6 protein-coding genes and 3 rRNA genes are annotated in these 12,337 nt (G+C 66.3%); 1 reads left to right on the plus strand and 8 read right to left on the minus strand.

The window, feature by feature from the left end:
* Positions 1–3: 3 nt before the first annotated feature.
* The gene (locus BS83_RS19115) at positions 4–1,035 is read right to left on the minus strand and encodes an HAD-IIA family hydrolase (protein WP_037604938.1); all 1,032 of its coding nucleotides are present in this window, start codon (positions 1,033–1,035) and stop codon (positions 4–6) included.
* 1 nt (position 1,036) lies between these two features.
* Positions 1,037–1,555 carry a tetratricopeptide repeat protein gene (locus BS83_RS19120; RefSeq protein WP_051943346.1) on the minus strand — a complete coding sequence of 173 codons (519 nt, stop codon included), beginning with the start codon at positions 1,553–1,555 and terminating at the stop codon, positions 1,037–1,039.
* 71 nt (positions 1,556–1,626) lie between these two features.
* Here BS83_RS19120 and BS83_RS19125 point away from each other — a divergent pair, with 71 nt between their 5' ends.
* Complete coding sequence (locus tag BS83_RS19125) at positions 1,627–2,970, plus strand: DUF1015 family protein (RefSeq protein ID WP_408641018.1); 1,344 nt, start codon at positions 1,627–1,629, stop codon at positions 2,968–2,970.
* Positions 2,971–3,081: 111 nt separating this feature from the next.
* On the opposite strand, the gene BS83_RS19135 is transcribed toward BS83_RS19125, so the two are convergent.
* From BS83_RS19135 to tyrS, 6 genes are all read right to left on the minus strand, one after another.
* Positions 3,082–4,011 (minus strand): hypothetical protein, encoded by a 930-nt coding sequence (locus tag BS83_RS19135; RefSeq protein ID WP_051943348.1) that lies wholly within the window; start codon positions 4,009–4,011, stop codon positions 3,082–3,084.
* Positions 4,011–5,069, minus strand: a complete 1,059-nt coding sequence (locus tag BS83_RS48355; RefSeq protein ID WP_157597239.1) for a hypothetical protein — start codon at positions 5,067–5,069, stop codon at positions 4,011–4,013. Before BS83_RS48355 ends, BS83_RS19135 begins: the two co-directional genes overlap by 1 nt.
* A 359-nt stretch (positions 5,070–5,428) precedes the next feature.
* Positions 5,429–5,545: ribosomal RNA gene (gene rrf / locus BS83_RS19145) — 5S ribosomal RNA — on the minus strand.
* A gap of 88 nt (positions 5,546–5,633) precedes the next feature.
* A 23S ribosomal RNA gene (locus BS83_RS19150) occupies positions 5,634–8,734 on the minus strand.
* Between the two features lie 235 nt (positions 8,735–8,969).
* A 16S ribosomal RNA gene (locus tag BS83_RS19155) occupies positions 8,970–10,488 on the minus strand.
* The 16S, 23S and 5S rRNA genes sit together here, the layout of an rRNA operon.
* A gap of 575 nt (positions 10,489–11,063) precedes the next feature.
* A complete protein-coding gene (gene tyrS / locus BS83_RS19160) occupies positions 11,064–12,326 on the minus strand; it encodes a tyrosine--tRNA ligase (RefSeq protein ID WP_037604940.1) in 1,263 nt (420 codons plus the stop codon).
* Positions 12,327–12,337: the final 11 nt, after the last annotated feature.

The following is a 12,337-nucleotide window of genomic DNA, read 5'->3' on the forward strand; positions in this document are numbered from 1 at the left end:
GGGCTACAGGCCCAGCTCGGCCAGTGCCTTGCGCCACTCCGGCACCGGACGGCCCGCGTCGGCCGCCGCCCAGGTCGCCGCGCACAGGGCGCGCAGCCCCGCACAGGGGTCGGTGCCGCGTTCGTCGCCGAAGGCGAGCCGCCCGTCCTCGCGCGGGGCGACGGTCCAACCGCCGCAGCGGAACGCGTCCGTGCCGACCCGCTCCAGCGCGGGCGGGACCTCCAGCAGTCCGCGCAGGTCCGCGGCCAGGTAGGTGGGGCGGTACTTGGCCTCCGCCTCGGGCAGGTCGGCCGGGCGGGTCACGCCGGTGAAGACCAGCAGGCTGTCCACGCCGCCGTTGAACGCGCCCTCGATGTCGGTGTCGAGCCGGTCGCCGACGACCAGCGGGCGCTTCGCCCCGGTGCGGATCACCGTCTCCCTGTGCATCGGCGGCAGCGGCTTGCCCGCGACCTCGGGCTCGACGCCGGTCGCCGTGCGGACCGCCGCGACCAGCGTCCCGTTGCCCGGCGCGGTCCCCCGCGCGGTCGGGATGGTCAGGTCCGTGTTCGAGGCCACCCAGGGCAGGCCCTGCTGCACCGCGTAGGAGGCCTCGGCGAGCTGCTGCCAGCCGATCGCCGGGTCGTAGCCCTGCACCACCGCGGCCGGACCCTCGTCCAGCGAGCGCACCGGCACCAGGCCGCGCTCACGCACCGCCTCGACCAGCCCCTCCCCGCCGATCACCAGGACGGACGCACCGGCGGGCAGCTTCTCCGCGACCAGCCTGGCCGCCGCCTGCGCCGAGGTGATCACGTCCGTCGGCTCCGCCGCGATCCCGAGCTCCGTCAGGTGCGCCGCGACCGCCTGCGGCGTGCGCGAGGCGTTGTTGGTGACGTAGGCGAGGTGCATGCCCGCGGCGCGCGCGGCATCGAGGGAGGGAACGGCGTGCGGGATCGCCGCCGGGCCCGCGTAGACGACGCCGTCCAGGTCCAGCAGCGCCGTGTCGTAGGCGAGGTGCAGCGGCTGCTGCTCGGCGGGCGTCCCGGCTTCGGCGGACATCTCAGCGGACATCGGGTGACTCTCCCTGCTGGTCTGGCGGCTGCCGCTCCGGCTGCGCTCCTGGCACGGCGTCGTGGCCGTCCACGTGGTCCGGACCGGGCCGTGCTCCCCCGACCGTACCGAAGCCCCCGGCCCGCGCCTTCAGCGTGGCCCGCGTCTGGCGCAGCGCCGCCCGGTAGTGCTTCGCCGTCGGACGCATCGCCACCGCCAGGGCCAGATGCTCGGCCGAGGCCTCGAAGTCGCCCAGCCGGGCGGCGGCCAGCCCCCAGCCGAACTGCGCGTAGTCGTCCGAGGGATCCGCCAGCGCCACGGTTCTGAAGTTCTCCAGCGCCGCCGCGTACGCCCGCGCCTCGAACTGCGCCCGCGCCAGCGCCTCCCTGATCGCCCGCGACTCGGGCTCCGCCTCCACCGCGTGGCTGAGCAACTGCACCGCCGCGCCGGCGTTCCCCTGCGCCAGCAGGGCGCTGCCGCGCCGGAACCAGTCGTACACCTCTCCGTCGGGTCGCCCGTGCTCCCTCATCGGCCCCAGACCTCCCGTGCTCCGACCAACTGGCGATCAACAACCACGCACATCCGATTAACATGCCCAGAGTGAGAGCTGTCAGTGCACACGATGCGAGCGAAACCCGTTACGGCGACGCGGGACGCGTGGCCGCGTGCGGACTCTCGCTCTCGCCCTTCCGCGGACTGCGGTACAACCCCGAACAGGTCGACTCGCTCGCGGCGGTCACCTCTCCCCCGTACGACGTCGTCGACCCGGACGGCCGCGTGCGGCTGGAGGACAGCGATCCGCACAACGTCGTCCGGCTGATCCTGCCCCGCCCCGAGCCCACCGCCGAGGACGGCTACCGGCACGCGGCCCGCCTGCTCGGGGACTGGCAGCGCGAAGGCGTCCTCGCCGCGGACCCGGTGCCCGCGCTGTACGTCTACGAGCAGCAGACCGCCCCCGAGGACGGCGGCCTGCTGCAGCGGGGACTGATCGGCGCACTCGCGGTCAGCGACGCGCGCGCCGGCATGGTGCTGCCGCACGAGGACGTCATGCCCCGGCCCGTCGCCGACCGCGTCGGCCTGATGCGCACCACCAAGGCCAACCTCGAACCGCTGCTGCTCACCTACCGGGGCGACGGGCGCGCCGCCGGAGTCGTCGAGCAGGCCGCGGCGGGCGAACCGCTGATCGAGACCTCGACGAGCGACGGCACCCGCCACCGCCTGTGGGCCGTCACCGACCCGGCGCAACTGGCGGCGGTCTCCGCCGATCTGGCCACCTGCCGCGCCCTGATCGCCGACGGACACCACCGCTGGGCGATGTACCTGCGCCTCCAGCGCGAACACCGCCACCTCGCCCAGAGCCCCTGGGACCGGGGCATGGTCCTGCTCGTGGACACGGCCCAGTACCCGCTGCGGGTACGGGCGATCCACCGGGTGCTGCATCGGCTGCCCGTCACCGAGGCCCTGGCCCGGCTGGAGGCCACCGACGGCGACGCGTGGACGGTGACCGATCTGGGCGAGACGCAGGCCGCCGCGCTCGACGCGCTGGCTGCGGCGAAGGCGGCCGGCGAGGGCGCGTTCCTGCTGGCGGGCGACGGCCGGTACCGGCTGGTCACCGGCCCGGACGACAAGACCCTCGACGCGGCCGTGCCCCTGAGCCTGCCGGACGAGTACCGGCGGCTGGACGCGACCGTGCTCCACTCCGTGCTCTTCGACCACGTCTGGCGGGTCCCCGACGACCCCGAGCACATCGGCTACCTGCACGACACCGACGCCGCCGTGCGGGAGGCGGCCCGCCTCGGCGGCACGGCGGTGCTGCTGCACCCGGTCGAGGAGGGCGTCGTCCGCCGCCTCGCGGAGCAGGGCGTGACGATGCCTCGGAAGTCCACGTCCTTCGGCCCCAAGCCGGCGACCGGCCTGGTGCTGCGCAACCTGCGGCTGGGCTGAGGCGCTGAGGCCGAGAACAGGGCATACGGAAAGGGCCCGCCCCGATCGAGCTTCGACTCGATCGGGGCGGGCCCTTTCCGTGTTCTGACGGGATCCGTGAACGTGGTCGGGTCAGCGCTGCTGGGCGCCGCCGGAGTGGCCGTAGCCCTCCTCCTCGTCCTCTTCCTCGTCGTCCTCGTAGTAGTCCTCGCCGGAACCCTCGGCGAACATGCCCTCGCCCTCGCCCTCGGCCTCGACCTCGTCGGCGTCGAGGGCGTTGCCGACCTCGTCGTCGTCCTCGTCGTCCTCGTCGAGCGCGTCGTCCTCGTCGAGGTCGTCGTCGCCGTCCTCGTGGGCGTCCTCGGCGTAGTCCCCGTCGGCGTCGCGGAGGTCGCCGGAGATGTCGCCGCCGTCCTCGTCGTCGTCCGAGATGTCGGCGTCCTCGTCGAGCGCGTCGACGAACTCGACACCGTCCAGCTTGGCGAGACGCTCGGCGGCGTCCGTCATGCCGCTCTGGTCGACCTCGACGGCCTTCGCGAACCACTCGCGAGCCTCGGTCTCACGACCCACCGCGAGCAGCGCGTCGGCGTAGGCGTAGCGCAGACGCGCGGTCCACGGCTGGACCGAGTGCGAGGCGAGCTCCGGCGACTCGAGGGTCACGACAGCGGCCTCGAACTGCTCCATGTCGCTGCGCGCACCGGCGGCGACCAGGCGCATCTCGACCTGGCCGGCCTTGTCCAGCTGCTTGACCTCCGGCGCGCCCGCCATCTCCAGCGCACGCTCGGGGCGGCCGAGGCCGCGCTCGCAGTCCGCCATCACCGGCCACAGGTCGGCCGACCCGGTCATCCGACGAGCCGCGCGGAACTCCGTCAGCGCCTCGGAGTAGCGCTCGGTCACGTACGACGCGAAGCCGGCCGCCTCGCGGACAGCGGCGACACGGGAGGCGAGACGCAGCGCGACACGGGAGTAGGCGTACGCCTGCTCGGGCTCGGAGTCGAGCAGGCGCGCGACCATCACGAGGTTCTTCGCGACGTCGTCGGCCAGCGTCTTCGGGAGGCTCATCAGCTCCTGGCGGACATCGGCGTCGATCTCCTGGCCGGTGATGTCCTCGTCGATCGGCAGCCGACGCGTCGGCTCACTGCGCCGGTCGTCGCCGCCACCGCCGTATCCACCACGCCGCTCGTAGCGGTCCCCGCCACGGTCGCGGTCGCCGTAGGAAGGCCGGTCGTCACGGCGGGGGCCGCGGTCGCGGTCGCCGTAGGAAGGCCGGTCGTCACGGCGGGGGCCGCGGTCGCGGTCGCCGTAGGACGGCCGGTCGTCGCGGCGGGGGCCGCGGTCACGGTCGCCGTAGGAAGGGCGGTCCTCGCGGCGCGGGCCGCGGTCACGGTCACCGTACGAGGGACGGTCGTCACGGCGCGGGCCACGGTCACGGTCACCGTACGAGGGACGGTCGTCGCGACGCGGGCCACGGTCACGGTCACCGTACGAGGGACGGTCGTCACGGCGCGGGCCACGGTCACGGTCACCGTAGGACGGACGCTCGTCGCGGCGGAAGCCACCACCACCGGACGGCCGGTCATCGCGACGCGGGCCACGGTCACGGTCACCGTACGAGGGACGGTCGTCACGGCGCGGGCCACGGTCACCGAAGGACGGCCGGTCGTCACGGCGGGGGCCGCGGTCACGGTCGCCGTAGGAGGGACGGTCGTCACGGCGCGGGCCACGGTCGCCGAAGGACGGCCGGTCGTCACGGCGCGGGCCACGGTCACGGTCGCCGTAGGACGGACGCTCGTCGCGGCGGAAGCCACCACCACCGGACGGTCGGTCATCGCGACGCGGGCCACGGTCACGGTCACCGTACGAGGGACGGTCATCGCGGCGGGGGCCACGGTCACGGTCACCGTAGGACGGACGCTCGTCGCGGCGGAAGCCACCACCACCGGACGGCCGGTCATCGCGACGCGGGCCACGGTCACGGTCACCGTACGAGGGACGGTCATCCCGACGCGGGCCACGGTCACCGAAGGACGGCCGGTCGTCACGGCGGGGGCCGCGGTCACGGTCACCGTACGAAGGACGGTCATCGCGACGGGGGCCGCCGCCCGAGGGACGGTCGTCACGGTCCCTGCCGTAGGAGGGACGGTCGTCGCGGCGGGGGCCGCGGTCACGGTCACCGTAGGAAGGACGGTCGTCCCGACGGAAGCCACCACCCCGGGAGTCGCGCGAGTCACGGGCGTCCCGACGGCCCGCGCCGCCAGCGCCCTGAGGGCCGTCGCCCGACCGACGCTCCGGTCGTCCGTTGGGGGGGTATGCCATTGGGGTGACTCCTGTCTGGACTGCTCTGCTTCACGGCGCCGGCTGAAGCAGCCAACGCACTGTCACTCATTCTCCCGCACTCGACAAGCCGCCGCTCACGGGATGGGCATGCAAAAAGAGCCGAGGCCCCCGCACATCGCTGGGGCCTCGGCTCTGAAAGATTGTTCGGCGGCGTCCTACTCTCCCACAGGGTCCCCCCTGCAGTACCATCGGCGCTGTGAGGCTTAGCTTCCGGGTTCGGGATGTAACCGGGCGTTTCCCTCACGCTATGACCACCGAAACACTATGAAACTGTCAACCCGCACCCATTCACCCGAAGGTGTTGGGGGGTCGCTGTCTCAGAACAGCACAGTGGACGCGTAGCAACTATGGACAAGCCCTCGGCCTATTAGTACCGGTCAGCTCCACCCCTCACAGGGCTTCCACATCCGGCCTATCAACCCAGTCGTCTACTGGGAGCCTTACCCCATCAAGTGGGTGGGAGTACTCATCTCGAAGCAGGCTTCCCGCTTAGATGCTTTCAGCGGTTATCCCTCCCGAACGTAGCCAACCAGCCATGCCCTTGGCAGGACAACTGGCACACCAGAGGTTCGTCCGTCCCGGTCCTCTCGTACTAGGGACAGCCCTTCTCAATACTCCTGCGCGCGCAGCGGATAGGGACCGAACTGTCTCACGACGTTCTAAACCCAGCTCGCGTACCGCTTTAATGGGCGAACAGCCCAACCCTTGGGACCTACTCCAGCCCCAGGATGCGACGAGCCGACATCGAGGTGCCAAACCATCCCGTCGATATGGACTCTTGGGGAAGATCAGCCTGTTATCCCCGGGGTACCTTTTATCCGTTGAGCGACGGCGCTTCCACAAGCCACCGCCGGATCACTAGTCCCTGCTTTCGCACCTGCTCGACCCGTCGGTCTCACAGTCAAGCTCCCTTGTGCACTTACACTCAACACCTGATTGCCAACCAGGCTGAGGGAACCTTTGGGCGCCTCCGTTACATTTTAGGAGGCAACCGCCCCAGTTAAACTACCCACCAGACACTGTCCCTGATCCGGATCACGGACCCAGGTTAGACATCCAGCACGACCAGAGTGGTATTTCAACGTCGACTCCACAACAACTGGCGTTGCTGCTTCAAAGTCTCCCACCTATCCTACACAAGCCGAACCGAACACCAATATCAAGCTATAGTAAAGGTCCCGGGGTCTTTCCGTCCTGCTGCGCGAAACGAGCATCTTTACTCGTAATGCAATTTCACCGGGCCTATGGTTGAGACAGTCGAGAAGTCGTTACGCCATTCGTGCAGGTCGGAACTTACCCGACAAGGAATTTCGCTACCTTAGGATGGTTATAGTTACCACCGCCGTTTACTGGCGCTTAAGTTCTCAGCTTCGCCCCACCGAAATGGAGCTAACCGGTCCCCTTAACGTTCCAGCACCGGGCAGGCGTCAGTCCGTATACATCGCCTTACGGCTTCGCACGGACCTGTGTTTTTAGTAAACAGTCGCTTCTCGCTGGTCTCTGCGGCCACCCCCAGCTCTGGCAGCAAGTGCCGTCACCAGGCGTGGCCCCCCTTCTCCCGAAGTTACGGGGGCATTTTGCCGAGTTCCTTAACCATAGTTCACCCGAACGCCTCGGTATTCTCTACCTGACCACCTGAGTCGGTTTGGGGTACGGGCCGCCATGAAACTCGCTAGAGGCTTTTCTCGACAGCATAGGATCATCCACTTCACCACAATCGGCTCGGCATCAGGTCTCAGCCTATTGTGTGGCGGATTTGCCTACCACACGGCCTACACCCTTACCCCGGGACAACCACCGCCCGGGCTGGACTACCTTCCTGCGTCACCCCATCGCTCAGCTACTACCCTGTTGGGCCGGCGGCTCCACCACTCCCCTTTGTCCGAAGACTCCGGGGCGGCTTCACGGCCTTAGCATTCAGAGGTTCGCCGTTGGCGCTTCAAAGCGGGTACGGGAATATCAACCCGTTGTCCATCGACTACGCCTGTCGGCCTCGCCTTAGGTCCCGACTTACCCTGGGCAGATCAGCTTGACCCAGGAACCCTTGGTCAATCGGCGCAAGAGTTTCCCACTCTTGTATCGCTACTCATGCCTGCATTCTCACTCGTGAACCGTCCACCACTGGATTCCTCCGCGGCTTCACCCGGCACACGACGCTCCCCTACCCATCCATGCACCCGTTGGGGCTATAGCATGAATGACACGGCTTCGGCGGTGTACTTGAGCCCCGCTACATTGTCGGCGCGGAATCACTTGACCAGTGAGCTATTACGCACTCTTTAAAGGGTGGCTGCTTCTAAGCCAACCTCCTGGTTGTCTCTGCGACTCCACATCCTTTCCCACTTAGCACACGCTTAGGGGCCTTAGCCGGTGTTCTGGGCTGTTTCCCTCTCGACCATGGAGCTTATCCCCCACAGTCTCACTGCCGCGCTCTCACTTACCGGCATTCGGAGTTTGGCTAAGGTCAGTAACCCGGTGGGGCCCATCGCCTATCCAGTGCTCTACCTCCGGCAAGAAACACGCGACGCTGCACCTAAATGCATTTCGGGGAGAACCAGCTATCACGGAGTTTGATTGGCCTTTCACCCCTAACCACAGGTCATCCCCCAGGTTTTCAACCCTGGTGGGTTCGGTCCTCCACACGGTCTTACCCGCGCTTCAACCTGCCCATGGCTAGATCACTCCGCTTCGGGTCTTGGGCGCGCGACTCATTCGCCCTATTCGGACTCGCTTTCGCTACGGCTACCCCACACGGGTTAACCTCGCCACACACCGCAAACTCGCAGGCTCATTCTTCAAAAGGCACGCAGTCACACCGAAGTGCTCCCACGGCTTGTAGGCACACGGTTTCAGGTACTATTTCACTCCGCTCCCGCGGTACTTTTCACCATTCCCTCACGGTACTATCCGCTATCGGTCACCAGGGAATATTTAGGCTTAGCGGGTGGTCCCGCCAGATTCACACGGGATTTCTCGGGCCCCGTGCTACTTGGGAGTTGCATAAGCGAGCCGAGAACGTTTCGTCTACGGGGGTCTTACCCTCTACGCCGGACCTTTCGCATGTCCTTCGACTACACTCTCGGTTTCTGACTCGCCCAGCCGCCGGCAGACGACTGAAACACAATCCCACGACCCCATGACGGCAACCCCTGCCGGGTCTCACACCACCATGGTTTAGCCTCATCCGGTTTCGCTCGCCACTACTCCCGGAATCACGGTTGTTTTCTCTTCCTGCGGGTACTGAGATGTTTCACTTCCCCGCGTTCCCTCCACACTGCCTATGTGTTCAGCAGCGGGTGACAGCCCATGACGACTGCCGGGTTTCCCCATTCGGACACCCCCGGATCAAAGCTCGGTTGACAGCTCCCCGGGGCCTATCGCGGCCTCCCACGTCCTTCATCGGTTCCTGGTGCCAAGGCATCCACCGTGCGCCCTTAAAAACTTGGCCACAGATGCTCGCGTCCACTGTGCAGTTCTCAAACAGCGACCAGAAGGTTCAGACTGTCACCAGCCCGTTCCCTCAGGACCCAACAACGTGCCCGACCCGCGAGAATCAGAAGAAGGAGCGTTCCACGCCGAAGCAGTACTAGCCCTTGCCTTCATCTCGCGTGCCGAATAGTCAACGTTCCACCCATGAGCAACCGTGCGAGACATGCGCTCGCAAGCGGCTATGTGCTCCTTAGAAAGGAGGTGATCCAGCCGCACCTTCCGGTACGGCTACCTTGTTACGACTTCGTCCCAATCGCTGGTCCCACCTTCGACAGCTCCCTCCCACAAGGGGTTAGGCCACCGGCTTCGGGTGTTACCGACTTTCGTGACGTGACGGGCGGTGTGTACAAGGCCCGGGAACGTATTCACCGCAGCAATGCTGATCTGCGATTACTAGCAACTCCGACTTCATGGGGTCGAGTTGCAGACCCCAATCCGAACTGAGACCGGCTTTTTGAGATTCGCTCCGCCTCACGGCATCGCAGCTCTTTGTACCGGCCATTGTAGCACGTGTGCAGCCCAAGACATAAGGGGCATGATGATTTGACGTCATCCCCACCTTCCTCCGAGTTGACCCCGGCAGTCTCCTGTGAGTCCCCGGCATAACCCGCTGGCAACACAGAACGAGGGTTGCGCTCGTTGCGGGACTTAACCCAACATCTCACGACACGAGCTGACGACAACCATGCACCACCTGTACACCGACCACAAGGGGGCGCCCATCTCTGGACGTTTCCGGTGTATGTCAAGCCTTGGTAAGGTTCTTCGCGTTGCGTCGAATTAAGCCACATGCTCCGCTGCTTGTGCGGGCCCCCGTCAATTCCTTTGAGTTTTAGCCTTGCGGCCGTACTCCCCAGGCGGGGCACTTAATGCGTTAGCTGCGGCGCGGACCACGTGGAATGTGACCCACACCTAGTGCCCAACGTTTACGGCGTGGACTACCAGGGTATCTAATCCTGTTCGCTCCCCACGCTTTCGCTCCTCAGCGTCAGTAATGGCCCAGAGATCCGCCTTCGCCACCGGTGTTCCTCCTGATATCTGCGCATTTCACCGCTACACCAGGAATTCCGATCTCCCCTACCACACTCTAGCCTGCCCGTATCGAATGCAGACCCGGGGTTAAGCCCCGGGCTTTCACATCCGACGCGACAAGCCGCCTACGAGCTCTTTACGCCCAATAATTCCGGACAACGCTCGCACCCTACGTATTACCGCGGCTGCTGGCACGTAGTTAGCCGGTGCTTCTTCTGCAGGTACCGTCACTTGCGCTTCTTCCCTGCTGAAAGAGGTTTACAACCCGAAGGCCTTCATCCCTCACGCGGCGTCGCTGCATCAGGCTTGCGCCCATTGTGCAATATTCCCCACTGCTGCCTCCCGTAGGAGTCTGGGCCGTGTCTCAGTCCCAGTGTGGCCGGTCGCCCTCTCAGGCCGGCTACCCGTCGTCGCCTTGGTAGGCCATCACCCCACCAACAAGCTGATAGGCCGCGGGCTCATCCTGCACCGCCGGAGCTTTCCACCCCGGAGCATGCGCTCCAGGGTCGTATCCGGTATTAGACCTCGTTTCCAAGGCTTGTCCCAGAGTGCAGGGCAGATTGCCCACGTGTTACTCACCCGTTCGCCACTGATCCACCCCGAAGGGCTTCACCGTTCGACTTGCATGTGTTAAGCACGCCGCCAGCGTTCGTCCTGAGCCAGGATCAAACTCTCCGTGAATGTATTCCCGTAATCGGGCATTCGCGTTGAGCGGCACGACATCCCACCGGAATAAGGGGGACTCGTGCACAGCGTCCTCGCTGATTTTAAAACATCTCAAAAGTAACTGGCGTTGACTTTTGGCACGCTGTTGAGTTCTCAAGGAACGGACGCTTCCTTTGGCCCCGTCTCACCGGGCCCTCCGGGCGCTTCCTTCGTTATCCAGCTTAGCAGACCCGCCACTCGGCTTTTTCCGCTTCCCCGCTGAAAAGTGGGGGCCGCTCGATTGCGACATCCGCTACGTTAGCGCATTTCCCGGTGGACCGCGAAATCCGCTTCCGCACGCTAATTCGCACGCCAAAAAGAGCTCGTTCCGGCACGGCAGACACCGATGCCACGAGATCGATCAAGAGAGTGAATCAGCTACGGTTGGTCACTTTGGACTGGTGCGGCGGAGCGACGCTCCGTACGACGTACCTGTCCGAATCAGGCGACTCGACCTACGTTAGCCCCTGTCCTCGCCAACGTCAAACATGAAAGGCGGAGATCCTTAAGAATCTCCGCCTTCCGGGTGAACTTGCAGGTCAGACGGGGCGTCAGCCCGTCAGCTCGACCGCCGCCAGGTTCCGCTTGCCCCTGCGGAGCACCAGCCAGCGGCCGTGCAGCAGGTCAGCCGGCGTGGCGAGCGCCGCCTCGTCCTCGACCTTGGTGTTGTTGACGTAGGCACCGCCCTCGCCCACCGTTCGGCGGGCGGCCGAACGGCTGGCCGAGAGGCCGGTGGCGACGAACAGGTCGACGATTTCCCCGAGTTCGGTCACCTTCGCGCTCGGCAGCTCCGCCACCGCCGCGGCGAGCGTGCGCTCGTCGAGCTCGGCGAGCTCGCCCTGGCCGAAGAGCGCCTTCGAGGCCGCGATCGCCCGGTCGAGCTGCTCCTGGCCGTGGACCATGACCGTCAGCTCCTCCGCGAGCGCCCGCTGAGCGGCGCGCTTGTAGGGGGCCTCCTCCGTCTCCCGCTCCAGCGCCTCGATCTCCTCGTGCGACTTGAAGCTGAAGATGCGCAGGAACTTGGAGACGTCACGGTCGTCCGCGTTCAGCCAGAACTGGTAGAAGGCGTACGGCGTGGTGAGCTCCGGGTCCAGCCAGACCGTGCCGGACTCGGTCTTGCCGAACTTCGTGCCGTCCGCCTTGGTGATGAGCGGCGTGGCGAGCGCGTGGGCGCTGGTGCCCTCCGCCTTGCGGATCAGGTCGGTGCCGGCGGTGAGGTTGCCCCACTGGTCGCTGCCGCCGGTCTGCAGGGTGCAGCCGTGGCGGCGGTACAGCTCCAGGAAGTCCATGCCCTGGAGGACCTGGTAGCTGAACTCGGTGTAGCTGATGCCGGCGTCCGAGTTGAGGCGTCGGGCGACGGCCTCCTTGGCGATCATGTTGTTGACCCGGAAGTACTTGCCCACGTCGCGCAGCAGGTTGATGGCCGACATCCCCGAGGTCCAGTCGAGGTTGTTGACCATGCGGGCGGCGTTCGGGCCCTCGAAGTCGAGGAAGCGCTCGATCTGGCCGCGGAGGCGGTTCACCCAGTCGGCGACGACCTCCGGGTCGTTCAGCACGCGCTCGGCGTTCGGCTTCGGGTCCCCGATGAGTCCGGTGGCGCCGCCGACCAGGCCGAGCGGCTTGTTGCCGGCCAGTTGGATGCGCTTCATGGTCAGGATCTGCACCAGGTTCCCGAGGTGCAGGCTGATCGCCGTCGGGTCGAAGCCGCAATAGAAGGTGACCGGGCCGTCCGCGAAGGCCTTGCGCAAGGCGTCCTCGTCGGTGGACAGGGCGAGCAGCCCACGCCACTTCAGCTCGTCGACGATGTCGATCACGGTCTCGTCTC

It is taken from the genome of Streptacidiphilus rugosus AM-16, assembly GCF_000744655.1.
GTDB lineage: Bacteria > Actinomycetota > Actinomycetes > Streptomycetales > Streptomycetaceae > Streptacidiphilus > Streptacidiphilus rugosus.